The sequence below is a fragment of the Altererythrobacter sp. TH136 genome (genome assembly GCF_007065885.1).
In the GTDB taxonomy this organism is placed as follows: domain Bacteria; phylum Pseudomonadota; class Alphaproteobacteria; order Sphingomonadales; family Sphingomonadaceae; genus Tsuneonella.
Genome location: NZ_CP041409.1, coordinates 1,052,085 through 1,075,831 on the forward strand (window position 1 = coordinate 1,052,085; position 23,747 = coordinate 1,075,831).

Below are 23,747 nucleotides of genomic sequence, written 5' to 3' on the forward strand. Positions count from 1 at the left end.
TCCCCGGCGGTGAACGCTAAGTGAAGCGCTATGGCAGGCTCTCTCGGCCCATCGCCGCTGCATAGAGTCGGCGGTACGCTTCGATCATGGCGCGTTCTTCGAAGTGCGCGCGGGCGTGAAGCCGGTTCGACTGGCCCAGCCGGTTCCTGAGACCGGTGTCCACCGCCAACGCCGCCAGCGTGCCGGACAGCGCGGCCTCGTCAGCGCGCGGCGTGATGAAGGGCTGGTTGTCTGGCGACACCATGTCGGCGATGTCCCCCACGGCTGGCGCGGCGACGGCGATGCCGGCAGCCATCGCCTCGACCAGGGAAAGCGGAAATTGCTCGCTGTGGGAAGACAGCGCGAATATGTCGAACAGGCCGACGAACCGCGCGGGGTCGGGGGCGAAGCCCGGTAGATGAACCCGATCCTCGATGCCCAGCCGTTCGGCCTCGGCGCGGATCGCCGCCCGTTCGGGGCCGTCGCCCACGATCACCAGCTGCCACTGCGCAGGTAACGGCGCGAAAGCGCGGACGAGACCCGGCAGGTTCTTGACTGGCCGCATACCCGCCAGCGTCCCGACCCACAGTTCGCCCTTGCGCTTGATGATGCCCTGCAACGCGTCCGCGCGCGGTTTTTTGGCGAAGGCGGCGGTGTCGATCCCGTTGGGGATCCGGTGCACCCGGCCCAAAGGCTGGGCCCAGGCGGTCAACGCGATCTCCTCCAGCACCTCGGACGGGACCACCAGCGCGCGGGCGCGGCCCAGCGCGATCCGGCGGTACCAGTTACGGCTTTTCTTCAGGCCGCCCTGCTCGTCGGCGTTAAATCCGTCCTCGTGATGAATCAGCGGCGGCAGGCGATAGAAGTCGGCGAACAGCGTGTGCGCCATCACCGCATCGAGCGCCCCCCAGTTATAGGTCAGCACGAGGTCGTGGCCCTGCATCGCGCGCGCGATCTTCTGCAGGCGCGCGGGCGTCGGCCGCCCGGCCAGCGCGGGGAAATCGGTGGGGTACGCGATCTTGAGCGCCCGTGACAATTCCCGCGCCGCGCCGGTCTCGCCCAAGACGCCGGTGACCACCGTGTGCGCGACCCTGGGCCCGAACGCGTTCATCAGCCGCACCGCGCGGCGTTCCTTGCCGCCGGCAGAGAACGTCGAGTGCAGGTGAAGGATGCGCGCTGTGGGCGCGCGGTTTGCAGCGCTCATGCCACGTTCGCGAGCAGGGCCTCGATCGCCGCGATGGACTGCGGCTCGGCAAGCGTCGGCGCGTGACCGACGCGGGGGACGGTGACGACGGTCAGGTCGGGCACCCGGCGCTGCATCTCGCGCGCTGTCGCGGCGGACAGGATCGCCGAGCTTTCACCGCGCAGCAGCAGCAGCGGCCGGTTGGCAAGCGCTTCGAACGCCGGCCACAGGTCAGCCGCCGGCGGTGCCGCCTCGACATGGAAGGGGTCGGCGATCGACATGTCGTAATCGTATGCCACGCGGCCGTTGGCGCCCAGCGCCATCACCCGCTTGGCCATCGCGAGCCAGTCCTCCAGCGCGAAGTCGGGGTGCACATCGCCGTGCAGTTCCTGCAGCGCGCGCGCGGCGTGCATCCAGGTGGCGAAGCTGCCGCCCTGGCCCACGTATTCCAGGATCCGTTCGATGCCCGCGGGGTCGATCTCGGGCCCCACGTCCACCAGCACGGCGGCGGCGATCCGTTCGGGCTGCTGCAGCGCCAGCAGCATCGTCATCAGCCCGCCCAGCGAGGTGCCCACGGCTACGAACCGCGTAATGCCTTCCTGATCGAGCAGCGCCACGAGATCGGCGACATACTGCACCGGATTGTAGCTCGCGCTGTCGGGCGCATAGTCGGACATGCCCCGCCCGCGCATTTCGGGGACCAGCACCCGGCGTGTCCCCGCCAGACGCCCGGCCAGTTCAGCGCCGTCACGGGCATTGCGGGTCAACCCGTGAAGCACGATCACGGGGGCGCGGTCGGCAGCTCCCGCATAGTCGCGGTAATGGAGTTGCAGTCCATCTGCCGAGTGCCAGAACCGGTCGCTCCACCCCTTGGGTGCCGCAGCGCTGCGATCCGGACCGGCGCGGTCGTGAATGTCCATCGGTGCGTCCGGTTTCCTGATCTAGCGATCGGACGCGCCGCTTGAACGGTCGTCCCCATGCCCCCACTATCGCTTGATGGAACGCGAACCGCAACAGGCCGAACAGCAGGCCTATCAACCGCGGGCACCGCTGATGGAGCTTGCCGAGTGGCTGGCGGACCCCGTCGCCCCGGCCGATTTTCCCGAAACCACCCTGCGTTGGCGCAACGATCGCGCGGCCGCCGGGATCGGCCTGGCAGAGTTGTCGGGCGCTGATTGGGTGCGCCATTTCGCGCGGTTCAAACCGTTGGCGGATACGTTGCCCGGCCCGCTCGCGCTGCGCTACCACGGGCACCAGTTCCGAGTGTACAATCCCGAGATCGGCGACGGGCGCGGGTTCACCTTCGCGCAGATGCGCGACGGACGCGGCCGGCTGCTCGAGCTTGGCACGAAGGGTTCCGGCCGCACGCCGCACAGCCGCACGGCGGACGGCCGCCTGACGCTGAAGGGAGCGGTGCGCGAATTGCTGGCGACCGAGATGCTGGAGGCGCTGGGCGTCAACACCAGCAAGACTTTCTCCATCGTCGAGACCGGTGAGGAATTGGTGCGCGGGGATGAACCTTCCCCCACCCGTTCCGCAGTGCTGGTCCGCCTTAGCCACGGGCACATCCGCATCGGTACGTTTCAGCGGCTGGCGGCGCTGGAGGAGCGGGACCACATGGCGCAGCTGGTGGCATATTGCCTCCGCGAATTCCCCGGACCCCTGCCCCCCGCCGACGCGCCGGGCCGGGATGAGCCCGCGGTGATCTTGCTTCATCAGGTGGTCGAGCGGCTGGCCGACCTGGCGGCCAGCTGGATGGTGGCGGGGTTCGTCCACGGGGTGCTCAACACCGACAACATGAACGTGACCGGCGAGAGCTTCGACTACGGTCCGTGGCGCTGGTTGCCGGACTGGAATCCGGGCTTTACCGCCGCCTATTTCGACCACGCGGGCCTGTACGCCTTCGGTCGCCAGCCCGAAGCGCTGTACTGGAACTGCGGACAGCTGGCGATGGCGCTGCGCACCCTGGCGGACGGGGCGCCGCTGCTGGCCGCGCTGGAGCGGTTCGGCCCGCTGTACATGGCGAATGTCCGCCGACGCTGGCTGTGGCGGCTCGGCCTCGCCAGCCTGGGCGAGGAGCGCGACACCGCCGTCGTCACTGCCAGCGAGGCCGCGATGAGCGAAAGCGGCGCGGCACCCGATGCTTTCTTCCACCGCCATCGCCATGGGCGCGCGGCAGAGGGCGCGCTGGCTGTGGCGCTGGCAGACTATCAGCCAACGGGCGATCCGCTGAACAGCGACGAAGCGCCGCCCAGCTTGGTGATCGATCAGGTGGAGCGCATCTGGACCGCCATAGCCGAGCGCGACGACTGGCAGCCATTGACGGCGCAAGTCGCGGCGATTCGGAGTTTCGGCGAGCGGCTCGGCCCCGCTCCCCAGGCTGCGGGGCACGCGGAACCCGGCGCGGCCACTACGCATTCTTCACCACGCCCGGCCATTTGACCGCAAGACCCCCTGCGCTAGAAAGCGCGCGACGTTCATCTTTCGCGCGCGGCCGCGGCGGCGCCTCACTTCGGATATCCTCGATTGCCCAGCAGTGAGATCATTTCCATCGAGCCCGCGACCGGCGCTGAACTGTGGCGCGGCACGCCCGGGAACGTCGACGCGGTGGTCGACCGCGCCCGTCGTGCCTGGCCAGCGTGGGCGGCCCAGCCGCTCGCGACCCGGATCGAATTGTGCCGCCGGTTCGCCAACGAAGTACGCAAGCAGAGCGACACGTTCGCCGAGTTGATCGCGCGGGAAACCGGCAAGCCCCTGTGGGAGGCCCGGACCGAGGTGGAAGCGGTCATTGCCAAGGTCGATATCTCGGTCAGTGCCTATGCCGAACGCACCGGCCAGAAACGGCTCGACAGTGCGCTGCAGGGCAGCTCCGCGGTGCGCCACAAGCCCCATGGGGTGATGGCCGTGCTGGGCCCGTATAACTTCCCCGCGCACTTGCCCAACGGTCACATCATCCCTGCGCTGATCGCGGGCAACGTGGTGGTCTTCAAGCCGAGCGAGAAGACGCCCGCGGTGGGCGAATTCCTGGTCGGCTGCTTCCACCGCGCCGGGATTTCCGCTGCGGTGATCCAGCTGCTGGTCGGCGGACCCGGCGAGGGTCAGGCGCTGGTCGCGCACCGCGATGTCGACGGGGTGCTGTTCACCGGCAGCGTGCAGGCCGGCATCGCGATCAACAAGAAACTGGCCACCAACCCCGGCAAGATCGTCGCGCTGGAAATGGGCGGCAACAACCCGATCGTGGTGATCGACACGCCGCTGGTCACCGACGCCGCCATTCTGGTGATCCAGAGTGCGTTCATGACCGCGGGCCAGCGCTGCACCGCCGCGCGCCGGCTGATCGTCAAGGCGAGCATGTACGATGCCTTGGTAAGCGAGGTGAAGAAGCTGGCCGACCGGATCGTCTACGATCATCCGTTTGCCGACCCCGTGCCGTTCATGGGCCCGGTGATCGACAACCGGGCGGCGGACCAGTTGACCGAAAGCTTCCTGTACCTGCTGTCCAACGGCGGGCGCGCGATCAAGCACATGCAGCGTCCGAGCGAAGACCTGCCCTTCGTCAGCCCGGCGATCATCGATGTTTCGGCCATGACGGACCGCCCGGACGTGGAGCTGTTCGGGCCGCTGTTGCAGGTGGTGAAGGTCGATGATTTCGATCAGGCGATTGCAGAGGCGAACAACACCCGCTTCGGCCTCAGCGCCTCGCTCGTCGGGGGCAATCCACAGGATTACAACCGCTTCTGGGCCAATGTGCGCGCCGGCATCATCAACTGGAATCGCCCGACCAGCGGGGCGAGCAGCAAGGCGCCGTTCGGCGGGCTGGGCCTGTCGGGTAACCACCGGCCCGCGGCGTTCTATGCCGCCGACTACTGCGCATACCCGGTCGCCAGCACCGAAATGGAGCAGCCGCGAGCCAGCCTGGGCGCAGGTTTTCGCGAGGAAACGCGCAAGCCGATGGCCTAGCGGGTGACCACCGCCAGTTGGGCGATGGTCTCACCACCGCGTTCACGCAGGCGCAAGTCGAACGCGATCGCGCTATCCTGACCTTGCACCACGGCCCACTCCCCCGCCGAGCGGTGAACTGGCGCAAGCCCTGCACCCTGCGCCTTGTGCCAATAGAAGGCGCGCACTTCGTCCAGCGGCACAGGGGTCGTGAAGATCACCGCCAGCACGCGGCACCCGCTGCCGTCACCGCCGGTGGCGGCCTGCGTGGCGCCGCGGGGATATATCGGCAGCGCCGGCGGCAGGCGCGCAGCCCAGATGGCGGAATTGATCAGCTTCGCCCGGCACGTGGTCTTTGTCTTGAGCGCTTGAAGGTGGTCGGCAGGCTCACGATCGTTCGGTAACGGGGGCACCTGCCCCGACGCCTGCGGGACCGACACCGGCTTACCGGCACCAAGCAACCTCCGGGCCTCGGCACGGGCATCTTCGACCGCCTGGTCGCGTGGCGGGAGGATGGGCAGGGGACCATCGATTTGTACGGTGATGGCGGCCGCCCCTTCGTTGCTGGACGAAAGGTCGGGGTCGGTCATCAACGGATCGTTCAGCGCCTGGGCAATCGCGGGATCAAGCGGGGCTGGAGCAGCGGGCTCGGTGTCATCGCCGCAGCCCGCAAGGCACAGCGCCAGAAAACCGAAAAGCGCGCTGCGGATCATCGAACCGGCGTAACCCATCCTGAACGCATAAGAAAGAAGGCGCCTCTTGCCGAAGCAAGAGACGCCTTCCCGCGATCCCCCTAGAGAGTTCGCGGCTTGCGACCGTGGGTGGGCACGGTCGCAAAGCTGTTCAGCCTTCCGCCTAGCGGCAGCGGGCGCCGCCATTGTCGATCGAGCGGCCGAGAAGCGCACCGCCCGCCGCGCCGAGAATGGCGCCGAGGGTGCGGTCGCCGTTGCGGCCGACAACCTCACGGCCCAGCAAGGCACCCGCCGCGCCGCCGATCAGCAGGCCGGTCGTGCCGTTGGAACGCTTGCAGTAGTACTGATTGTTGTCGCCGCGCCACACACGGGTGTTAGCGTAGACAGGCTCGCCGTAATAGCCCTGCTGCTGATAGTTGCTGCCACCGTAATAGCGCCAATCCTGACGCTCGTAGTGGCGCTTGTGCTTGCGGGACTGGTTCACGTTCTGGTCGCCCCAGACTGCGCTGTTGGCATAGGCGGCGCTATGCGGCGCGGGCGCGGCCAGCACCGGGGTGGCGATCGCAAGACCCGGGACGGCCAGCGCCAGCGCTGCGCTCTTGAACTGGGAAATCTGCATCGGGTCTTCCTTTCACTCTTGAACGGAGAGGCGGAGTGGAAGCCTCATTTGATGTGTTCATAAATAGCGGGGCGAAGCTGAACGATGCGCAACCAAGGGTGCAGGTTTGAAAAAACTTCACCGGTCGACATTTTTGCTCTCGCGCGTCCGTGGGCTGGCGCTTGTGAGGCCATCGGGACGAGCCTACGGCCCGCGCCAAGATGAACGATCGCGCCCCCGCCACCCCCTCCGGCTTGCCAGCGGCCCTCGGAGCCTACCTCACGTGGGGCATTCTGCCGCTCTACCTGATTCTGGTCAGCGCGGTGCCGGCGGTCGAGTTCGTCGCCTGGCGGATCGTCTGGACGTTGCCGCTATGCCTGCTGATCGCAGGGCTGCGCCACCAGTTGCCGGAAATCCTGGCCGCGCTGCGCGATCCCCGCATCATGCCGACGCTGACCGCCAGCGCGGCGCTGATCGGGGTGAACTGGCTGGTCTATATCTGGGCGATCCAGACCGGCGAGGTCTATGCCGCCAGCCTTGGCTATTACATCAACCCGTTGATCAACGTGCTGCTGGGCACGCTGCTGCTGGGAGAACGGCTGAGCGCGCGCGGATGGACCGCCGTCGGCGTCGCCGCTGCTGGCATCGCGCTGTTGCTGGGCGGTGCCCTCACCACGCTGTGGATCAGCCTGACCCTGGCGCTCAGCTTTGGCTCGTATGGCCTGTTGCGCAAGCGGGTGCCGGTGGGCGCGCTGCCGGGATTGACGATCGAGTCGCTGATCCTGCTGGCGCCGGCGATCGGGGTGGCAGCGTGGTACGCGGCGTCGCCCGTCGGTTCCTCATTCGGACATGACTGGCAGCTCAGCCTGCTGATCATGCTCGGCGGCGCGCTGACCGCCATCCCGCTATGGCTGTTCGCGGTGGCGGCGCGGCGGATGGCGTATTCCACCCTCGGCTTCGTACAGTTCCTCGCCCCGACGATCGTGTTCATCCTCGGCCTGACGGTGTTCCACAAGCCGCTGATGCCGGTCCAGCTCGCCGCGTTCGTGACGATCTGGATCGCGATCGCCATCTTCGTGTGGGACTTGCGCGCTAACCGGACGCCAATCGCCACCTGAGCATCTCGCCCGCGTGAAACGGAACGATCACCGTCTCGCCCGCGGCGATTTCATCGGGCACCTGAACTCCGCCGCGCACAAGGGTGACCGTCGCCTCGTTGACCGGCAGGCCGTAGAACGCCGGACCGTTCAGCGACGCGAAGCTTTCGAACCGGTCCAGCGCCCCTTCGTCGTCGAACACCTGCAGGTAACTTTCCAGCGCGAATGGCGCGTTGAAGATGCCCGCACAGCCGCAGCTCGATTCCTTGTCGTGCCGGGGATGCGGCGCGCTGTCGGTGCCGAGGAAGAACTTCGCTGAACCCGAAGTCGCCGCCTTGCGCAGCGCTATCCGGTGCCGCTCGCGCTTTGCGACCGGCAGGCAATAGGCGTGCGGACGCATCCCGCCCACCAGCATGGCGTTGCGGTTGAGATGCAGGTGCTGCGGCGTGATGGTGGCCGCGACGGTGGGGGCGGCAGCCTCGACGAATTGCACCCCGTCCTCGGTCGTCACATGCTCCAGCACGACCTTGAGCGCGGGAAACTCGCGCACGATCCACTGCAGGTGACGGTCGATGAACACCGCCTCGCGGTCGAACACGTCGACCTCAGCATCGGTGACCTCGCCATGCACGCACAGCACCAGCCCGGCCTCCTCCATCGCGCCAAGCACCGGGGCGAGGTGGCGGATGTCGCTGACCCCGTGCGCGGAGTTGGTGGTGGCGTTGGCAGGGTAGAGCTTGGCCGCCGTCAGCACGCCTTCGCCCTTGCCGCGCACCAGGTCGGCAGGATCGGTGTGGTCGGTCAAATAGGCGGTCATCAGCGGCTCGAACGGCAGCCCATCAGGGAGTGCGGCCAAAATCCGCTCGCGATATGCCTGCGCCGCCGCCGTGGTGGTGACCGGTGGCGCCAGGTTGGGCATAACGATCGCGCGCGCGAACTGACGGGCGGTGTGCGCGACCACCCTGCGCAGCATGGCGCCGTCGCGCAGGTGGACGTGCCAATCATCGGGGCGGCGGATGGTGAGGGAGTCGGCCATTGCTTCCCCTTATGCGAGCGCGCTCCTATCTGTCACCCATGCCTGCCACCCGCCTGTTCGATCGCGCCATTGTCCGTGTCTCTCCCCAAGCCGAGGGGGAAGATGCGGCGGGCTTCCTGCAAGGATTGCTGACCAACGATGTCGCGGGGCCGCTGCCGGTCTACGCCGGTCTGCTCACCGCCCAGGGCAAGGCGCTGTTCGACCTGCTCGTGTGGCCGGGCGAGGACGGCGCGCTGCTGCTGGACTGCGAAGCGGCGGTGGCGGACGAACTGGTGAAACGGCTGTCGCTTTACCGGCTGCGGCGCAAGCTCGCGATCGAACGCGAGCCGGAACTGGCAGTGCACTGGTCACCGCAGCCCGCCGGCGACGCGCACCCCGACCCGCGGTTGCCCGACCTCGGCAACCGGTGGCTGGCACCGGTGTCAGCTCAGGAAGAGGCGGCCGACGCGGCATGGCGCGCGCACCGCCTGTCGCTCGGTATCGCGGAAGGGCGCGGAGAACTGGGCGACGTGCTGTGGCTGGAGACTAATGCCTCGGAACTGCATGGGGTCAGCTTCACCAAGGGCTGCTACATCGGGCAGGAGAATACGGCGCGGATGAACTGGCGCCAGAAGGTCAACCGGCGCCTGTTTGTGGTTCCACTCGCCCGATCGGCGGAAAACCGGCGCAAGGCCGCGTACCCGGAGCTTGGCCTGGCGGTCGATCTCTTGCGGGTCGAAACCGTCGAGCCGGGGGACGCCCCCGCCTGGATGCAGCTTCGCGATTAGGGCGCCGTCGCGCCGTCCGGCAGCGTCGCCGGTCGCCGCTGGGTCCAGGCGCAGCCCTGGCGTTGTTCACCAAGCACCTGCAGCGTCGCGGTGAACGGATAGGTGCGATCGCTCATCCCGTCGGAACACTGGCCTTCGGTGATCGCCAGGTGAAACGGCCGGTCCTGCAAGGTCCCCGTCCATGATACCCCGCCGCGTCCGGCGAAGCGGGTGACGGCAATCGGGGTGCCGTCGGGATCTTCCGGGGTGGAATACGTCAGGGTCGGCCCGGCGACCTGTCCGCCCCAGAACGGCTCCGTGCCGGTGAAGCGCACCGTCTCGTCCGCGCGGATGCCGCTGTATGCCTGCGTCTCGCTCATGTCGCCCGGCATCGATCCTGCGCCAGACGCAGCCTCGGGTCCGCTTCCGGAAGATTGCGCCCCCTGACAGGCGGCGAGCGGCATCACGGCCACAAGCATCGCGCGGAGCGGTAAAGTCGGTCGGCGCACAAACGATCTCCTGAAACCCGCTCGTTGTGGCGGGACGCGGGAACACTGCCGAATACAGCGCATTAAAATACCAAAGCAACATTATTGGGAGCGAAAGCCATGCAGGCGACGCCCTTGTTCCTCGGTGCGTGCGCACTCGTTTCGATCGCCGGAATGGTGAGCGGCACCAGCATCAATACTAACCCGATTCAGCGCGGGGGGATCGGCATGGACGAGATCGCCCGCCCGGTCATCGATATCGACGCCCCGCTGCGGGATCAGCCATCGCTGCCCGATCACTATGCGATGAAGACGCCCGAAGGCAACGTGGAGGTCGGCGAACTGACGACGCGGGGGCTATACGCGCAGCGCCGGTTCGGCTGGCGTGAAGCGGCATGGAACCCGCCGCCACTGCCCGATTACAGCGTGGAGGATTACAGTTCGGACAATTCGCTGCCGGAACCGGTCCGTGTCGATGCTCAGGAAGCAGCCAATGCGGCAGTGCAGGTGGCGGATGCCGCCCACTATTCAGTCGAGGAGGAGCCCACCCCTGTCGGAGAGGCTCGCCTGATCGACGTGGATCAGGCGCTCGCCGGCGGTTGAAGCGCGGCTTCTTCGGCGGAGCGGCGCTCGGCCCGTTCGCGTTCCGAGGTAACCCGGTCCACCATCACCTTGCGTGCCTGATCCGCCAGGCCGCGCCAGGTCTTGGCTGCCCGCAGATTACGGTCCCGCACGTTGTCCAGCGTTGCCGCGTCCGCTTCGGCCGCAGCCTCGTTGGCGCGGGCGTTGTAGAATTCGAAGGTCTGGCTCAACGGCGATGCTCCTGTTTTGGACGGGCGATAAGCCCCTCCCGGACACGCCGGGAGGGGCCGATCGGTTGATCAGTCGGCAGCGCTCAGGTTGACTGCGCTGGCCTTGCCGTTGCGGCCCTGTTCGATTTCGAAGTTGAGGCGCTGATCCTTGTCGAGCGTCTGCATCCCAGCGGCCTGAACGGCCGAGATGTGCACGAAGCTGTCGGGCGAGCCATCATCGGGCTGGATGAAGCCATAGCCCTTGTCGGTGTTGAAGAACTTTACGGTGCCGGTTTTCGACATGGTGTTTCCTTTCAAGAAACAGGTGGTTCAACCCGCCCGCACTTGCGGACGAGAGGCGTCAGATCGTCTGATGAAAGGAAGTCGTCGTCTGGGTTACGCCAAGGCTCGCTAAAGCGGGGGCGGTCGTCAAAAGTCGAAGTCCGTCGCACATTTCGACGTCAGCGACAGTTGCCTAGCACAGGCATTTAACAAAAGCGAATCAAACACGGTCGGGAGCGGCTGCCCCTCGGCGCGCGACATTCATTTCATCGCAGCGCCGGTGGTGCCGGGGCCGACCAACGGGCCCGCCCCGGCTTGCGGGTCAGTTCAGCCCACGCGCTTCAGCGAGGTGCTTCTCGACAACCGGCGCGGTCTTGCTGGCAAACTGCTTGAGCGCCTCGGTATCACCGTTCTGCGCATAGCCCTGCAGGGTCGCCAGCGCCATCTCGTGCGCCTGGACCTGCTGCTGCTTGTAAGTCGCGTCGAACTGGTCGCCGGCATTCTTCAGCGCATCGAGGTTGGACTGCTGCATGGCGTCAAGCTTGGGCGTCACGGTCACGCCTCTCGCCTGACCCGCGGCAGCCTTGAGATCGGCGGTCGATTTGGTGTGCTCGGTCACCATCATCGTGCCGAAATCCTTGACCGCCTGGCTTTTGCCCATCGACTGCGCCAGCTTGCCCGCTTCGATTTCGAACATGTCGCTCGCCGCCTGCTTGTCAGCGAACGCCTGCGCGGTCATCGCGGAAGCGTCCGCTCCGGCGGGGGTGGCGGTCGTCGTGTCGCCAGCCATGGCAGTGTCAGTCGCCACTGCGTCCGTATCGGCGGTGTCGGTCCCTCCGCCGCAAGCGGACAGGGCGAGCGCAGCGGCAGCGGATATCAGCAAGCGATATTTCATGATGGCATCCCTTCGATTGAGTGGAACGGGCATTGAAAGCTCGTGCTCACGCAACCTTCAATCGCCCGTCGGGTTCCACGTAAGGAAAGGGAAAAACCCTGACAATTGTGAGGGTTAACCCCAAGCGCGACCTAGCTTGCCCGGCGATATGTGCCGGTCAGAACGGCTGCGGCGAGCACGTGCCCTTCCATCGCCTCCACCAGCGCCGAACGCCCGGCACCGGGCTGCAGATCGAGCGCGCGATCGAGCGCGAACAACTGGAACACGTAATCGTGCACGCCGTGGCCGGTGGGCGGATCGGGCGCGAGCCAGCCGGCCTGATTGTACGAGTTGAGGCCCACCATCGGCGGCTCGTCCCCTTCGAACAGGTCGCCCGCCTTGCCGTCGAACCCCCAGCCGATCAGGTGCACGAGCGGCTCGGGACTCGGAGCGTCGGGATCCTCGACGATCAGCGCGAGCTGCCGGGTTCCGGCCGGCGGCGCGGTCCACGCCAGCGGCGGCGCGCAGGCATCCTCCTCATCGGCGGTGAACATCGGGTCGAGTTCCTCGCCGTCAGCGAACGCCGCGCTCGTCAGGGCAAAGCCGCCCTTATGCAGCGTGTCCTCGGCGCCCAGCCGTGCGACCGCCAGCTTGCCGTGGCCGGCCCGCACGTTCTTGAGCGCGCGACCGAGGAAAGCGGGGACGTGTTCCAGCATCGTTATTCCTTAAACTTGCAGTTGTGCGAAAAAACCGCGCGAGGCGGGACGGTTCCGCCGTTGGCGGTGCGTGCGAAAGCGCGCTAGGCGACAAAGCCATGGAGCGCCAACCCCCCACCGTGCTGGTCGACGCCGACGCGTGCCCGGTGAAGGACGAGGTGTACCGCGTCGCTCAGCGTCACAAGGTTCTGGTTTTCGTGGTCAGCAACTCTCCGTTCCGGGTGCCCGACAGTCCGCTCATCCGCAGGGTCCTGGTGTCGGACGCGTTCGACGCTGTGGATGACTGGATCGCCGACCACGCCTCGCCATCGTCGGTGGTCGTCACTGGTGATATCCTGCTGGCCGAGCGGTGCCTCAAGGCAGGCGCCCAGGTCCTGGCGCACACCGGCAAGCCGTTCGACGCCGGCAGCATCGGCGCGGCGATCGCCACCCGCGCCATCATGTCCGACTTGCGCGCCGGGATGGACGGCCCGCTTGGCGGCAGCGGCGGCGGCCCCCCACCGTTCAGCAAGGCCGACCGCTCGCGGTTCCTGCAGGCGCTCGACCAGGCGTTGGTCCGGCTCGCGCGCGGATAGCTTCCGGGAACGCCGCGGCAGAGCGGCTCGTTGCCGGGGGAAGGAGAACCCCCATGGCTGACAAGCACCCGACCCCCGACATGGCGCCCGACGACGGACACAAAGGCGAATACGACGGCACCAGCGGCCCCCGGGACACCCGCGGCGCGGGCGGCGGCGGGCCGGTCGGGCCCAAGGATACCGACGGTTTTCACGGCGGCCAGAGCGGCGCCGCCTATCACGGGCACGGCCAGCTGGGTGAGAAGGATGTCGATGAGCAGGACAACGACAACGGGGTCAGCAAGGACTCCTGAATGCCGCAGGTCCCTGAACCTGACGAGCGCCCGATGAAGCTGAACCACCTGCGCGATCTGACAGTGGAATCCCCGCTCGCTTCCGGGCACGCGTTCGTGTCGGCGGCGAGCGGGATCGTGGTGCGGGAAAACCGGCTGTACGTGGTCGCCGACGATGCCCATTGCCTGGCGGTGTTCACGCTCGACGGCGACAGGCCGGGGGAGTTGATCACCCTCATCGAGGGCGATCTGCCGAGCGACAAAGCGGACCGCAAACGGGCGAAGCCGGATTTCGAGACGCTGGTGGACGTGCCCGGCGCATCGGGAGGCCGCCTGTTGGCGCTTGGCAGCGGATCGACCGCTCGGCGGATGCGCGGGGCGGTCATCGGACTGGGCGACGCTGGCGGACAGTCCCGCGCCCGCCCGATCGACCTTCGGCCGCTGTTCGCCGCGCTGGAGCCGCTGGTGCCGGAGATCAACGTGGAGGGCGCCGTGCTGGCGGGTGACGGGCTGCTGCTGTTCAATCGCGGAAACATGCGCTCACCCGCGTCACACATGCTCGAGGTGCCTTTGGGCGCGGTGCTGGCGGGCGGCCCGGTCAAGGCCTCCGTCCGGGCAGAACTGGCGCTGCCGGTGGTGTCGGGCGTGCCGCTCAACGTGACCGACGCGTGCCGCTTGCCTGACGGCCGCATCCTGCTGTCCACCGTCGCCGAGGAAACTGAGGACAATTACGCCGATGGGGACCTGATGGGCGCCGCCATCGTGGAGCTCGACCCGGAGTTCGCCATCGCGGCGATCCATCCATTGGACCCGCCCCTCAAGGTGGAAGGCATCGCCATCCGCGAGACAGCCAGCGGGCCTGAACTGTTGTGCGTGAACGATGCCGACGAACCCTCAGAGCCCTCGGCGCTCTATACCGGGGCGTACCCGCCGCGGGGTTAGGACCAGACCTCGATCGACCTGCCTGCCGGCTCCTGTCGCTATCCGCCGCCCCTGCGGCTAGAGAGCGGCTGGGCGTCACGCCCACCGGAGAGAGCAGATGGCCAAGGGTCAGGTTAAGTCGAACAAGGAAAAGCGCAAACCCAAGGCGGAGAAGCCCAAAGCCAACGCCTCCACCCCGACCCTGAAGCACGGCGAAGTCAAGGGCTTGGAGAACATGCGCAACAAGTAAGCCGGGACGCCGGCCGCCGGTCAGCCGGGCGTCTTGCGGTCCGCCTTCGGCGCCGGCTTGCCCGCCGGCTTTGCGCCCGGCCTGGCCTTGTGCTCGGCGATCAGCTGATCGAGCTCGGCAATCCGCTGGCGCTCGGGCGTGCCCACCGGCAGCCCCTTCAACCGGCAAGTCGCCCACAGCGTCTTGCGTTCGGATTCGAGCTTCTTCGCATACAGATCGGCCATGCCCGTCCTGTGGAACCGCAAGCGCCGGGAGTAAACCCCGCACCAGACTGGGCGCGCGCCGCTCGCCGGCTCCGCGCCGGGTGGCGGGGATAGCGGTTTTCGCTGTAGTGCTAGCCGCTGGTGGAGGCTGCTGGCGATGCCGGTGGCGGGCTACTTCTTCGCCGTGCTCGCGCACTTCACCATCGAGAAGAACCGCGCCGCGACCTTCACCTACCCCCTATGAAGCCTCGCCGCCGACTTCCGCATTCGGTGGCTGTGGCTGACCGGGCCGCTGAGGCCGGAGTTAAGGGCGGCACGGATTGCAAGGCCTGATTGAACCTACATCTGACAGCTTTCTCTGAGATTGCGCACGAGTTTGTCGTCCATGTCACCCGACCTTGTGCGCACCTCGAGCGTCGTACCAGAGGGGGTAGCGCTCAACATAATTATGATCTTCGGCGTGTTTCCGTAGCCGAGCATCATAACGTCCGACGGCCCCTTTCGTAGTGCGACTGGAACTGCACCGCCAATCTGGGTGATGGCATCAGCGACACAGATTTCCAGATCAAATGGCTGCTTTGGGCTATGCAACGTCGCCCTAATCGGCGTCTCGAGCGTCTCGGTAATCTCATGAGCGGATACGGCCACCGGCGCGGCCAGAATTGAAACGTACAACAAAATTTTCATAAGAAATTTCCGTTTCAGAATGGCCGAAAAGTAATCTTTTCCGAGATCGCAGACAGATCGGAAACTCAGTGAAAGTTCAATCGCTCATAGCTCGCGCAACAAGACGCCACTATTTGCTGGCGATTATTTGATTCAGGAAGCAACGGCCCGAAGCTCAATCGTGCTCCCTACCACCGGTCCCAATGTATAGCTCGCGCCCACCCTCGTTATAAACCCGGCTCATCTCAGCCATCCCGGCCTCCGCCTCCTCGGCTGCGACGAACGTCTCCACCCGGGCGTTCTGCTTCGCCGCGAAGTCGCGCACTTCCTGGGTGATCTTCATCGAGCAGAACTTGGGTCCGCACATCGAGCAGAAGTGCGCGGTCTTGGCGCCTTCGGCGGGCAGGGTTTGGTCGTGGTATTGCTCCGCCGTGTCGGGGTCGAGCGACAGGTTGAACTGGTCGCGCCAGCGGAATTCGAAGCGGGCGCGGCTCAGCGCGTCGTCGCGGACCTTGGCGGCGGGGTGGCCCTTGGCGAGGTCGGCGGCGTGGGCGGCGAGCTTGTAGGTGACCACGCCCACCTTCACGTCGTCGCGGTCGGGCAGGCCGAGATGCTCCTTGGGCGTGACGTAGCAGAGCATCGCCGTGCCGAACCACCCGATCATCGCCGCGCCGATGCCGCTGGTGATGTGATCGTATCCCGGCGCGATGTCGGTGACGAGCGGCCCGAGGGTGTAGAACGGCGCCTCGCCGCACGCCTCCAGTTGCTTGTCCATGTTGGCCTTGATCTTGTGCATCGGCACGTGGCCGGGACCCTCGATCATCACCTGCACGTCCTGCGCCCAGGCCCGCTTGGTCAGCTCGCCCAGGGTGTAGAGCTCGGCGAACTGCGCCTCGTCGTTGGCGTCGGCGATCGATCCGGGGCGCAGGCCGTCGCCCAGCGAATAGGCGATGTCATACGCCTTCATGATCTCGGTGATCTCGTCAAAGCGTTCGTAGAGGAACGATTCCTTGTGATGCGCGAGGCACCATTTCGCCATGATCGAGCCGCCGCGGCTGACGATGCCGGTCACGCGCTTGGCGGTCATCGGGATGTACGGCAGGCGCACGCCGGCGTGGATGGTGAAGTAGTCGACGCCCTGCTCGGCCTGCTCGATCAGCGTGTCGCGGAAGATGTCCCAGGTCAGGTCCTCGGCCATGCCGCCGACCTTCTCCAGCGCCTGGTAGATCGGCACGGTGCCGATGGGCACGGGCGAGTTGCGGATGATCCATTCGCGGGTGTCGTGGATGTTGCGCCCGGTGCTGAGGTCCATGACGGTGTCGGCGCCCCAGCGGATCGACCAGACCATCTTGTCGACCTCGCTCGCGACATCGCTGGCGACCGCGCTGTTACCGATGTTGGCGTTGATCTTGACCAGGAAGTTGCGCCCGATCGCCATCGGCTCGCATTCGGGGTGGTTGACGTTGGACGGGATGATCGCGCGCCCGCGCGCCACTTCGTCGCGGACGAATTCGGGGGTGACGTAGTCGGGAATCTCGGCGCCCCAATCCTGGCCGTCGCGTTCGTTCGCGGCGCGCTCGCGGCCGAGGTTCTCGCGTTCCGCGACGTATTCCATCTCGGGCGTGATGATGCCGCGGCGGGCGTAATGCATCTGGCTGATGTTGCCGCCGGCTTTCGCCCGCAGCGGCCGGCGCAGCGCGGTCGGGAACGGGGGCACGCCGCCTGAACGATCGGGGCCGAGCTGGCCGTTGTCCTCCGGCCGGACCTCACGCGGGGCGTATTCCTCCACATCGCCGCGAGCGAGTTGCCAGTCGCGGCGGATCATCGGCAGGCCGGATCGGATGTCGATCGTGCACGCAGGATCGGTGTAGGGGCCGGAGGTGTCATACACTCGCACCGGCGGCTCACCGCAGGAGGGTTCCAGCACGATCTCGCGCATCGCGACGCCCAGCGGGCCGACATGGACCTTGCGGCTGCCGCGGATGGCTCCCGTCGTGACGCCGATTTCGAGCTTGGAATTGATGTCCGCCATGCGCAGTTCCTCTGTGGACAGATGGAAAGCGCCTCGCCAGCGACCCTCCCTCCGCCCGTGTTAACGGGTTCAGGTTCGACGGGTCGTGGGTTGCGAAGCCCACCTCTCAGCCAGTTTTGACCGCCTTCGAAATATCTCGATAGCGGCGCAGGCTCCCCGGGGATGCAGGATGGATAGGCTCGTGCCGGCGGGCTGTCTAGGTGAACTCCAGACCTTCGAACCGGCCCGATTTCCGCCACGCATCAATGTGCGCGAAATACGCCAGGGCACCGCCGGGGTGGCCGACGAACAACGGCGCGTCCTCCCCCCAGCCCTTGCCCTCGTTGTTGTAGTATCCGGGCGTGCACTCCGTGCTGCCGATCGCGCGCGCGGGGCCCGTGCGCAGCAGGTCGAGCCAGGCCTGCTCTGCCTCCGCCGTGGGCTCCACCGTCTGCGCGCCGCGCTGCTCGGCGGCGGACACCACGCTGGCGATGGTATCGGCGTGGTCGACGATGTTGTGCGGCACGTTGGCGATGAAGTTGGCCGCCTGCGCCGGCTGGACCATGAACAGGTTGGGAAAGCCGTTGATGTGCAACCCGTGGAGCGTGCGCATCCCCCCGCCCCAGTATTCCGACAGCGTTCGCCCGTCCCGCCCCACCGCGTCGAACCCGGCGCGCGCGACGTAGTCGGTCGAAATCTCGAACCCCGAGGCATAGATGATGCAGTCGACCTCGTACTCGGTGCCGTTAGCCATCACGCCCTTTTCGGTGATCGCGGACACGCCCTGCCCATCGGTGTGGATCAGCTTCACGCCGGGCCGGTTGAACGCCTGCAGGTATTCGTCGTGAAAGCACGGCCGTTTGCACAGCTGGCGATACCACGCCTTCAGGTCGTCGGCGGTGTTCGGATCGTTGACCAGTTCCTCGGCGCGGCGGCGGATCTGCTCCATTTTCTCGTAATCGGCATCCTCGAACGCCGCCATCATCCGGGCGGGAGTCCACTCGGACGGCGGCACGGTGCGCAGGTTGGCGCGCATCCGCTTGGCAAGATCGGTCCACCCGTCATTGACAAGGTCTTCGGCCGGGAAGCCGGCGCCGAGGTTGGCGGCGAAGTTGTCCTGCCATTTACGCTGCCAACCCGGCTCCGCGACGCTGGCGAACCAGTCGTCATCCAGCGGCGCGTTGTCGCGGCGGTCGACCGATGACGGGGTACGCTGGAACACGTACAGTTCCTTCGCATCGCGCGCCAGGTGCGGCACCGCCTGGACCGACGTCGCGCCGGTGCCGATGATCGCTACCCGCTTGTCGGCAAGACCCGTCATGGGCGCGCCTTCGGGGTTGCCGCCGGTGTAGGCATAGTCCCACCGGCTGGTGTGGAACGCCTTGCCCTTGAAGGTCTCGATCCCCGGCAGACCCGGCAGCTTGGCGACGTGCAGCGGCCCGGTGCCCATGCCGACGTATTTGGCGGCGAATGCGTCGCCGCGGTTCGTACGCACGGTCCACAGCTTGTCGCCCTCGTTCCATTCCAGGCCCGTCACCTCGGTATGGAACAGCGCCTTGTCGTACAGGCCGAAAGTCTCGCCGATGCGGCTGCAGTGGTTGCGGATCTCGGGCGCGTGCGCGTACTTCTCGCTCGGCATGTGGCCGGTTTCTTCGAGCAGCGGCATGTAGATCATGCTCGCGGTGTCGCACTGCGCACCGGGGTAGCGGTTCCAGTACCAGGTGCCGCCGAAATCGCCGCCCTTCTCGACGATGCGCACATCGGTGATCCCGGCCTGCTTCAGCCGCGCGCCGACGACCAGCCCCGCGAACCCGCCGCCGATGAAGGCGAACGTCACGTGATCGGTCAGCGGCTCGCGCGGGGTGATCGGGGTGTAGGGGTCAGCCGCCAGTTCGGCGAATTCGCGTTCGAGCCGCAAATACTGCGACGAACCCTCGGCCCTCAGCCGCTTGTCGCGTTCTTCGGCGTACTTGGCGCGCAGGGCGTCCTTGTCGATCGTGGTGGCTGTCGCCGGCGCGTGCATGCGTGATCCTCTCCCGCCCGTTATCGGGCCTCTGATCGAGGATGGCGGAGCGGCAGATTCGTTGCAAGCGGCAACCGACCGCGCGCGCCAGTGAGCGCCCGCGCCTGGTCGTAGCCCGTTCGAAGATCAGAAGGTGTAGCCGACCCCCACGGCCGTGAACCACTGATCCGCGCTGCCGCGAATGCTGGTGAACGGCGTGCGTTTGGCATCGCCCAGCATCCGCGAATAACCCCCGATCAGCACCGCCGACAGGCCCCCGTTGGTCAGGTCGCCATCGAAATCGAAGGCCGTCAGCAACGTCGCGCCCGCCTTGTTCCAGCCGCCGTCGGCGGTGTAGACCGGCAATCCGCTGGCCACGCTCCGCGCCGGGCTGACCGAATAGTAGTAGCGCGCGAAGTCGTCGTCGCCATGTTGGGCGGACAGCGACAGCGAGGCTGCCATTCCGCGGCTGAGCGGGGTGAAGTAAGTGACCGACGGGGTGAAGGTCATACCTTCGTGCGCCCCGCCCACGTCCCACAGCGCATCGGCGCCGAAGCTGAGCGAATCGTAAGGGTTCAGCACCCGCGGCAGGCTGATCCCGGCGTTGGCGCCGACCTCGATCGCGGTATCAAGCTTGCCCGCGGCGCGGACCACCGGATCCTTGATCTGCCGCGCGCGGTTGGTGCGCACGCGCGCCACCGGCCCAAAGGCGAAGCCCGCCCCGTTCCCCGCGTCGGGGATGAAATCGAGCGCGAGACCCGCCGGGCGCGGCTGGATGCCGATGCCCGCGACCCGGCCCTGAACGATCGGCGCGGGGAAGGCGACGTAATCGTCCGACCCGTCATAGCTGGGGCCATAGCCAACCCCCACGCCCAGGCTGATCCAGGTATCGTCATAGACGGTGTCGGTCATGTCGATGTCCGCCGGCGGCCCTGAAGCGGCGCCGCTGTCCTGCGCCAGCACCGGCGAAGCGGCCAGCGCGGCGGACAGGCAAGCGCCCGAAATAATGGTCCTCATTTTCATGTACCCCTGTTGTACCGAAGCAAACCGTTCACGGGTGCCGGCGTTCCTGACCGACCCGCCCGGCACGGCGCGCTGCGCGAACGACGGGAAGCGTTGCCGGATGCGCCGATGCGTCCTAGGGCAGGGGCGCATGAACGGGCGCTCGACAGATATCGCGATCGCCGGCGGCGGTCTGGCCGGGGGTCTGATCGCGCTCGCGCTGCGGCAGGCGCGCCCGGATCTTGCGGTCACGGTGGTCGAGAGCGGCGAAACGCTGGGCGGCAACCACCGCTGGAGCTGGTTCGCAACCGACCTGGACGACGCCGGCACCGCATTGCTCGATCACTTCGAACCGGCCCGATGGAACGGCTATTCGGTGCGCTTTCCCGCCCTCTCGCGCGAGTTGAGCACGCCGTACCGGTCATTGAGCTCGGCCGCGTTCGACCGCGAACTGCGGCGCCTGCTACCGCGAGAGGCGATCCGCACTAGTTGCCCGATCGCCGCGCTCGACGCTGCCGGGATCGTGCTTTCGGGCGGGGAGCGGATCGCGGCACGGATGGTGATCGATGCGCGCGGGATCGACGCCGCGCCTTCGCTGGCTGGCGGCTGGCAGGTGTTCATGGGCCGGCATCTGCGCACGCGCGTGCCGCACGGACTGGACCGGCCGATCATCATGGACGCCGCCGTCGCGCAGCATGGCGCCTATCGGTTCGTCTACACGCTTCCCCTGACGCCGGACGAGTTGTTCGTCGAAGACACCTATTATGCCGACAGTCCGGCGCTCGATCCCGCCGTGCTCGCGCCGCGGATCGATCGATACTGCGCACGCAACGGCTGGGAGGGCGCCACGGTCGCTGAGGAAACCGGCGTGTTGCCGGTCATCACCGGCGGAAACTTCGCCGCGTTTCAAGCCGCGCACCGCACCCCCGGGGTCGCCGTGGCCGGAGCGCGCGGCGGGTTCGCGCACCCGCTGACCAGCTATACCCTGCCCTTCGCCGCCGAAACCGCGCTGGCGATCGCGGGCAGCGCGGATCTGCCCGGACCAACACTCGCCGACCTGCTGGAGGGCCGCGCCCGCGACCACTGGCAAAACACGATTTTCTACCGCCGCCTCGGCCGGATGCTGTTCGGCGCCGGCGCGGCGGACGATCGCTACAAGATCTTTGAAAGGTTCTATCGCTTGCCACACCCGCTGATCGAACGCTTCTACGCCGCCCGCTCCACCCGCCTTGACCAGGCGCGGGTCCTGCTGGGCAAACCCCCGGTGCCCGTGCTGGGCGCGATGCGCGCGCTCGCCACCGCGGGACCGTCGCTGGCGAGGGCTGCGGCATGACCGCCCCTGCCCAGCCGCAAACGGAAGGCGGCAAGCGCGCCTGCGTCATCGGCGCAGGCTTCGGCGGGCTGGCGCTCGCCATCCGGCTGCAATCCGCCGGCATCAAGACCACGGTGGTGGAGGCGCGCGACAAGCCCGGCGGCCGCGGATATTACTGGGAGCGTGACGGCTTCACGTTCGACGCCGGCCCGACCGTCATCACCGATCCCGACTGCCTGAAGGAACTGTGGGCGCTGTCCGGCCATGACATCGCCGCCGATGTCGAACTGATGCCGGTCAGCCCGTTCTATCGCCTCAATTGGCCCGACGGGGTAAACTTCGATTATTCGAACGACGAAGCGGGACTGCGCGCGGAGATCGACCGCGTCGCACCGGGCGATTACGCAGGGTACGAGGATTTCCTGCGTTATTCCGCAGGAGTCTACGAGCAGGGTTACGTCAAGCTCGGCGCCAAGCCGTTCCTCGATTTCGCCAGCATGATCAAGGCCGCCCCGGCGCTCGCCAAGTATCAGGCGTGGCGGTCGGTCTATTCGATGGTGTCGAGTTACATCAAATCGGAAAAGCTGCGCGAGGCGCTCTCCTTCCACACCCTGCTGGTGGGGGGCAATCCGATGACCACCAGCGCGATCTATGCGCTGATCCACAAGCTGGAAAAGGACGGCGGCGTGTGGTGGGCGCGCGGGGGCACCAACCGGCTTGCCGCCGCGATGGTGCGGCATATCGAGCGGCTCGGCGGAGAGGTGCGGTTGCACGATCCGGTCACCCGGGTGCACACGATCGGCGACCGCGCGACCGAGGTGGAAACGCACAGCGGCTGGCGCGAACGGTTCCACGCCGTCGCCAGCAACGGCGATCTGGTCCACACCTATCGCGACCTGCTGGGGCAGACCCGGCGGGGCACGGACCAGGCGCGGAAGCTCGCCAGAAAGCGCTTCAGCCCGTCTCTGTTCGTCGTCCATTTCGGGCTGGAGGGTACCTGGCCCGGCATCCCGCACCACATGATCCTGTTCGGTCCGCGCTATAAAGGATTGCTGGACGACATCTACGAACACGGCGTGCTGCCGCAGGACTTCTCGATCTATCTCCATCACCCCACGGTGACCGATCCCAGCATGGCGCCCCCGGGCAAGAGCACGTTCTATGCGCTGGTGCCGGTCGCCCACATGGGCAAGCTGGCGGTCGACTGGGACGAAGTCGGTCCGATGCTGGAAAAGCGCATCCTCGACGAACTCGGCCGCCGGCTGATCCCCGACATCCACGATCGGATCGTGACCAAGTTCCATTACGCGCCGAGCGATTTCGCAAGCGACCTCAACGCCCACCTGGGCAGCGCGTTCAGCCTGGAACCGGTGCTGACCCAAAGTGCTTATTTCCGGGGCCATAACCGGGACGACGTGATCAGGAACTTCTACCTCGTAGGTGCCGGCACGCATCCGGGCGCGGGCATTCCGGGCGTGGTGGCGAGCGCGAAGACCACCGCGGGGCTGATGATCGAGGACCTTGCGCAATGAAGCGGCTGGCTGTGTATTGCGGATCCGCCACCCCCGCCGATCCGCGCTACATCGAACTGGCCAGCGACGTCGGCCGCGGGCTGGCGGAGCGCGGGATCGGGGTGGTCTATGGCGGCGGCCGGCTGGGCCTGATGGGGGCGGTCGCCTCGGGTGCGCTGGCAGCGGGTGGAGAGGTCATCGGGGTCATCCCCGAAGCGCTGGCCGGCTCCGAAGTGGCCAACCGCGACTGCACCGAGCTTTATACCGTCGGCGGAATGCACGAGCGCAAGCAGCGCTTCACCGACCTTTCCGACGGCTTCGTCACCATTCCCGGCGGGGTCGGCACGATGGATGAATTGTGGGAGGCGGTCAGCTGGGCGCAGCTGGGCTATCACACCAAGCCCGTCGGCCTGCTCAATTCGTTCGGGTTCTACGATCACCTGATCGCGTTCAACCGCCACATGGCGGACGTCGGCTTCGTCCGGCCGGCGCACCAGAACATCATCGTCGCCGCCGACACCTTGCCCGACCTGCTCGACAAGATGGCCGCCTACCGCCCGCACACCCCCATCTTCCAGATGAGCGCGAGCGAACTGTGAGC

Annotated in this window: 28 protein-coding genes and 1 riboswitch; of the genes, 13 read left to right on the top strand and 15 right to left on the bottom strand. The window is 67.0% G+C overall.

Translation table 11 applies throughout. The features are described from left to right. Positions 1-28: 28 nt before the first annotated feature. Both C0V74_RS05210 and C0V74_RS05215 read right to left on the bottom strand, forming a co-directional pair. Positions 29-1,183 (bottom strand): glycosyltransferase, encoded by a 1,155-nt coding sequence (locus C0V74_RS05210; RefSeq protein ID WP_143250911.1) that lies wholly within the window; start codon positions 1,181-1,183, stop codon positions 29-31. Beyond that, positions 1,180-2,082, bottom strand: coding sequence for an alpha/beta hydrolase (locus C0V74_RS05215; protein ID WP_143250912.1), 903 nt, complete (start codon positions 2,080-2,082; stop codon positions 1,180-1,182). The genes C0V74_RS05210 and C0V74_RS05215 overlap by 4 nt, the downstream gene beginning before the upstream one ends. A gap of 76 nt (positions 2,083-2,158) precedes the next feature. On the opposite strand from C0V74_RS05215, the gene C0V74_RS05220 reads away from it, so the two are divergent. Both C0V74_RS05220 and astD read left to right on the top strand, forming a co-directional pair. After that, positions 2,159-3,604 carry a protein adenylyltransferase SelO family protein gene (locus C0V74_RS05220; RefSeq protein WP_143250913.1) on the top strand — a complete coding sequence of 482 codons (1,446 nt, stop codon included), beginning with the start codon at positions 2,159-2,161 and terminating at the stop codon, positions 3,602-3,604. 84 nt (positions 3,605-3,688) lie between these two features. Further along, entirely contained in the window at positions 3,689-5,122 is a 1,434-nt protein-coding gene (astD, locus tag C0V74_RS05225; RefSeq protein ID WP_143250914.1) for a succinylglutamate-semialdehyde dehydrogenase, read from the top strand. Here the strand turns inward: astD and C0V74_RS05230 are convergent. Both C0V74_RS05230 and C0V74_RS05235 read right to left on the bottom strand, forming a co-directional pair. Further along, on the bottom strand, positions 5,119-5,814 hold the full coding sequence (locus C0V74_RS05230) for a hypothetical protein (protein ID WP_143250915.1): 696 nt from the start codon (positions 5,812-5,814) through the stop codon (positions 5,119-5,121). The two genes, astD and C0V74_RS05230, sit on opposite strands and share 4 nt — an antisense overlap. Before the next feature lie 142 nt (positions 5,815-5,956). Then, entirely contained in the window at positions 5,957-6,412 is a 456-nt protein-coding gene (locus C0V74_RS05235; protein ID WP_143250916.1) for a glycine zipper 2TM domain-containing protein, read from the bottom strand. Positions 6,413-6,612: 200 nt separating this feature from the next. Between C0V74_RS05235 and rarD the strand changes: the two genes are divergently transcribed. Further along, positions 6,613-7,509 (top strand): EamA family transporter RarD, encoded by an 897-nt coding sequence (gene rarD / locus C0V74_RS05240; protein WP_143250917.1) that lies wholly within the window; start codon positions 6,613-6,615, stop codon positions 7,507-7,509. Here rarD and pyrC read toward each other — a convergent pair. After that, positions 7,484-8,524: a dihydroorotase gene (pyrC, locus tag C0V74_RS05245; protein ID WP_143250918.1), complete on the bottom strand. Its 1,041-nt coding sequence runs from the start codon at positions 8,522-8,524 to the stop codon at positions 7,484-7,486. The genes rarD and pyrC overlap by 26 nt on opposite strands. 38 nt (positions 8,525-8,562) lie before the next feature. Here pyrC and C0V74_RS05250 point away from each other — a divergent pair, with 38 nt between their 5' ends. Continuing rightward, the gene (locus C0V74_RS05250) at positions 8,563-9,291 is read left to right on the top strand and encodes a folate-binding protein YgfZ (protein WP_143250919.1); all 729 of its coding nucleotides are present in this window, start codon (positions 8,563-8,565) and stop codon (positions 9,289-9,291) included. Here C0V74_RS05250 and C0V74_RS05255 read toward each other — a convergent pair. Next, the gene (locus tag C0V74_RS05255; RefSeq protein ID WP_143250920.1) at positions 9,288-9,749 is read right to left on the bottom strand and encodes a hypothetical protein; all 462 of its coding nucleotides are present in this window, start codon (positions 9,747-9,749) and stop codon (positions 9,288-9,290) included. The two genes, C0V74_RS05250 and C0V74_RS05255, sit on opposite strands and share 4 nt — an antisense overlap. Before the next feature lie 129 nt (positions 9,750-9,878). Here C0V74_RS05255 and C0V74_RS05260 point away from each other — a divergent pair, with 129 nt between their 5' ends. Then, positions 9,879-10,361, top strand: coding sequence for a hypothetical protein (locus tag C0V74_RS05260; RefSeq protein WP_143250921.1), 483 nt, complete (start codon positions 9,879-9,881; stop codon positions 10,359-10,361). Here C0V74_RS05260 and C0V74_RS05265 read toward each other — a convergent pair. The 4 genes from C0V74_RS05265 to C0V74_RS05280 all read right to left on the bottom strand — a co-directional run bounded on the left by C0V74_RS05265 (position 10,340) and on the right by C0V74_RS05280 (position 12,421). Then, complete coding sequence (locus C0V74_RS05265; protein WP_131624238.1) at positions 10,340-10,570, bottom strand: hypothetical protein; 231 nt, start codon at positions 10,568-10,570, stop codon at positions 10,340-10,342. The genes C0V74_RS05260 and C0V74_RS05265 overlap by 22 nt on opposite strands. Positions 10,571-10,639: 69 nt before the next feature. Then, a complete protein-coding gene (locus C0V74_RS05270; protein ID WP_131624236.1) occupies positions 10,640-10,852 on the bottom strand; it encodes a cold-shock protein in 213 nt (70 codons plus the stop codon). A 301-nt stretch (positions 10,853-11,153) separates the two neighbouring features. Beyond that, positions 11,154-11,726, bottom strand: coding sequence for a DUF4142 domain-containing protein (locus C0V74_RS05275; RefSeq protein ID WP_168194156.1), 573 nt, complete (start codon positions 11,724-11,726; stop codon positions 11,154-11,156). 131 nt (positions 11,727-11,857) lie between these two features. Further along, positions 11,858-12,421 carry a YbhB/YbcL family Raf kinase inhibitor-like protein gene (locus C0V74_RS05280; RefSeq protein ID WP_143250923.1) on the bottom strand — a complete coding sequence of 188 codons (564 nt, stop codon included), beginning with the start codon at positions 12,419-12,421 and terminating at the stop codon, positions 11,858-11,860. A 98-nt stretch (positions 12,422-12,519) separates the two neighbouring features. Between C0V74_RS05280 and C0V74_RS05285 the strand changes: the two genes are divergently transcribed. From C0V74_RS05285 to C0V74_RS13240, 4 genes are all read left to right on the top strand, one after another. Next, entirely contained in the window at positions 12,520-12,996 is a 477-nt protein-coding gene (locus C0V74_RS05285) for a YaiI/YqxD family protein (protein WP_143250924.1), read from the top strand. Between the two features lie 53 nt (positions 12,997-13,049). Further along, positions 13,050-13,289, top strand: a complete 240-nt coding sequence (locus tag C0V74_RS05290) for a hypothetical protein (RefSeq protein ID WP_143250925.1) — start codon at positions 13,050-13,052, stop codon at positions 13,287-13,289. Next, positions 13,290-14,210 carry a hypothetical protein gene (locus C0V74_RS05295; RefSeq protein WP_143250926.1) on the top strand — a complete coding sequence of 307 codons (921 nt, stop codon included), beginning with the start codon at positions 13,290-13,292 and terminating at the stop codon, positions 14,208-14,210. It abuts the gene before it with no gap. Between the two features lie 97 nt (positions 14,211-14,307). Further along, positions 14,308-14,439 carry a hypothetical protein gene (locus C0V74_RS13240; RefSeq protein ID WP_282595934.1) on the top strand — a complete coding sequence of 44 codons (132 nt, stop codon included), beginning with the start codon at positions 14,308-14,310 and terminating at the stop codon, positions 14,437-14,439. Between the two features lie 20 nt (positions 14,440-14,459). Here C0V74_RS13240 and C0V74_RS05300 read toward each other — a convergent pair whose 3' ends face one another. Further along, positions 14,460-14,663: a hypothetical protein gene (locus tag C0V74_RS05300; protein ID WP_143250927.1), complete on the bottom strand. Its 204-nt coding sequence runs from the start codon at positions 14,661-14,663 to the stop codon at positions 14,460-14,462. Positions 14,664-14,799: 136 nt separating this feature from the next. Here C0V74_RS05300 and C0V74_RS13310 point away from each other — a divergent pair, with 136 nt between their 5' ends. After that, entirely contained in the window at positions 14,800-14,886 is an 87-nt protein-coding gene (locus tag C0V74_RS13310) for an Mpo1-like protein (RefSeq protein WP_143252174.1), read from the top strand. A 95-nt stretch (positions 14,887-14,981) separates the two neighbouring features. Here C0V74_RS13310 and C0V74_RS05310 read toward each other — a convergent pair whose 3' ends face one another. The 4 genes from C0V74_RS05310 to C0V74_RS05325 form a co-directional block, all read right to left on the bottom strand. Then, positions 14,982-15,329, bottom strand: a complete 348-nt coding sequence (locus C0V74_RS05310) for a hypothetical protein (RefSeq protein ID WP_131624222.1) — start codon at positions 15,327-15,329, stop codon at positions 14,982-14,984. Positions 15,330-15,483: 154 nt separating this feature from the next. After that, positions 15,484-17,340 carry a phosphomethylpyrimidine synthase ThiC gene (thiC, locus tag C0V74_RS05315; RefSeq protein WP_143250928.1) on the bottom strand — a complete coding sequence of 619 codons (1,857 nt, stop codon included), beginning with the start codon at positions 17,338-17,340 and terminating at the stop codon, positions 15,484-15,486. A gap of 29 nt (positions 17,341-17,369) precedes the next feature. Beyond that, positions 17,370-17,509: riboswitch (TPP riboswitch) on the bottom strand. Between the two features lie 27 nt (positions 17,510-17,536). Continuing rightward, positions 17,537-19,342: an NAD(P)/FAD-dependent oxidoreductase gene (locus C0V74_RS05320; protein ID WP_143250929.1), complete on the bottom strand. Its 1,806-nt coding sequence runs from the start codon at positions 19,340-19,342 to the stop codon at positions 17,537-17,539. 126 nt (positions 19,343-19,468) lie between these two features. Next, the gene (locus tag C0V74_RS05325) at positions 19,469-20,338 is read right to left on the bottom strand and encodes a MipA/OmpV family protein (protein WP_349236024.1); all 870 of its coding nucleotides are present in this window, start codon (positions 20,336-20,338) and stop codon (positions 19,469-19,471) included. 136 nt (positions 20,339-20,474) lie between these two features. Between C0V74_RS05325 and crtY the strand changes: the two genes are divergently transcribed. From crtY to C0V74_RS05340, 3 genes are read left to right on the top strand one after another with little or no spacing between them, the layout of a single operon-like run. Then, positions 20,475-21,656, top strand: coding sequence for a lycopene beta-cyclase CrtY (gene crtY, locus C0V74_RS05330; RefSeq protein WP_143250931.1), 1,182 nt, complete (start codon positions 20,475-20,477; stop codon positions 21,654-21,656). Beyond that, a complete protein-coding gene (locus C0V74_RS05335; RefSeq protein ID WP_143250932.1) occupies positions 21,653-23,167 on the top strand; it encodes a phytoene desaturase in 1,515 nt (504 codons plus the stop codon). The genes crtY and C0V74_RS05335 overlap by 4 nt, the downstream gene beginning before the upstream one ends. After that, on the top strand, positions 23,164-23,745 hold the full coding sequence (locus C0V74_RS05340; protein WP_131624210.1) for a TIGR00730 family Rossman fold protein: 582 nt from the start codon (positions 23,164-23,166) through the stop codon (positions 23,743-23,745). The genes C0V74_RS05335 and C0V74_RS05340 overlap by 4 nt, the downstream gene beginning before the upstream one ends. Positions 23,746-23,747 lie beyond the last annotated feature (2 nt).

Bases quoted from the DNA above. Each gene is read 5' to 3' on its own strand.
- C0V74_RS05210 (WP_143250911.1), bottom strand. From the start codon at position 1,183: ATGAGCGCTGCAAACCGCGCGCCCACAGCGCGCATCCTTCACCTGCAC.
- C0V74_RS05215 (WP_143250912.1), bottom strand. From the start codon at position 2,082: ATGGACATTCACGACCGCGCCGGTCCGGATCGCAGCGCTGCGGCACCC.
- C0V74_RS05220 (WP_143250913.1), top strand. From the start codon at position 2,159: ATGGAACGCGAACCGCAACAGGCCGAACAGCAGGCCTATCAACCGCGG.
- C0V74_RS05230 (WP_143250915.1), bottom strand. From the start codon at position 5,814: ATGATCCGCAGCGCGCTTTTCGGTTTTCTGGCGCTGTGCCTTGCGGGC.
- C0V74_RS05235 (WP_143250916.1), bottom strand. From the start codon at position 6,412: ATGCAGATTTCCCAGTTCAAGAGCGCAGCGCTGGCGCTGGCCGTCCCG.
- rarD (WP_143250917.1), top strand. From the start codon at position 6,613: ATGAACGATCGCGCCCCCGCCACCCCCTCCGGCTTGCCAGCGGCCCTC.
- pyrC (WP_143250918.1), bottom strand. From the start codon at position 8,524: ATGGCCGACTCCCTCACCATCCGCCGCCCCGATGATTGGCACGTCCAC.
- C0V74_RS05250 (WP_143250919.1), top strand. From the start codon at position 8,563: ATGCCTGCCACCCGCCTGTTCGATCGCGCCATTGTCCGTGTCTCTCCC.
- C0V74_RS05255 (WP_143250920.1), bottom strand. From the start codon at position 9,749: ATGCTTGTGGCCGTGATGCCGCTCGCCGCCTGTCAGGGGGCGCAATCT.
- C0V74_RS05260 (WP_143250921.1), top strand. From the start codon at position 9,879: ATGCAGGCGACGCCCTTGTTCCTCGGTGCGTGCGCACTCGTTTCGATC.
- C0V74_RS05270 (WP_131624236.1), bottom strand. From the start codon at position 10,852: ATGTCGAAAACCGGCACCGTAAAGTTCTTCAACACCGACAAGGGCTAT.
- C0V74_RS05275 (WP_168194156.1), bottom strand. From the start codon at position 11,726: ATGAAATATCGCTTGCTGATATCCGCTGCCGCTGCGCTCGCCCTGTCC.
- C0V74_RS05280 (WP_143250923.1), bottom strand. From the start codon at position 12,421: ATGCTGGAACACGTCCCCGCTTTCCTCGGTCGCGCGCTCAAGAACGTG.
- C0V74_RS05285 (WP_143250924.1), top strand. From the start codon at position 12,520: ATGGAGCGCCAACCCCCCACCGTGCTGGTCGACGCCGACGCGTGCCCG.
- C0V74_RS05290 (WP_143250925.1), top strand. From the start codon at position 13,050: ATGGCTGACAAGCACCCGACCCCCGACATGGCGCCCGACGACGGACAC.
- C0V74_RS05295 (WP_143250926.1), top strand. From the start codon at position 13,290: ATGCCGCAGGTCCCTGAACCTGACGAGCGCCCGATGAAGCTGAACCAC.
- C0V74_RS13240 (WP_282595934.1), top strand. From the start codon at position 14,308: ATGGCCAAGGGTCAGGTTAAGTCGAACAAGGAAAAGCGCAAACCCAAG.
- C0V74_RS05300 (WP_143250927.1), bottom strand. From the start codon at position 14,663: ATGGCCGATCTGTATGCGAAGAAGCTCGAATCCGAACGCAAGACGCTG.
- C0V74_RS13310 (WP_143252174.1), top strand. From the start codon at position 14,800: ATGCCGGTGGCGGGCTACTTCTTCGCCGTGCTCGCGCACTTCACCATC.
- C0V74_RS05310 (WP_131624222.1), bottom strand. From the start codon at position 15,329: ATGAAAATTTTGTTGTACGTTTCAATTCTGGCCGCGCCGGTGGCCGTA.
- thiC (WP_143250928.1), bottom strand. From the start codon at position 17,340: ATGGCGGACATCAATTCCAAGCTCGAAATCGGCGTCACGACGGGAGCC.
- C0V74_RS05320 (WP_143250929.1), bottom strand. From the start codon at position 19,342: ATGCACGCGCCGGCGACAGCCACCACGATCGACAAGGACGCCCTGCGC.
- C0V74_RS05325 (WP_349236024.1), bottom strand. From the start codon at position 20,338: ATGAGGACCATTATTTCGGGCGCTTGCCTGTCCGCCGCGCTGGCCGCT.
- crtY (WP_143250931.1), top strand. From the start codon at position 20,475: ATGAACGGGCGCTCGACAGATATCGCGATCGCCGGCGGCGGTCTGGCC.
- C0V74_RS05335 (WP_143250932.1), top strand. From the start codon at position 21,653: ATGACCGCCCCTGCCCAGCCGCAAACGGAAGGCGGCAAGCGCGCCTGC.
- C0V74_RS05340 (WP_131624210.1), top strand. From the start codon at position 23,164: ATGAAGCGGCTGGCTGTGTATTGCGGATCCGCCACCCCCGCCGATCCG.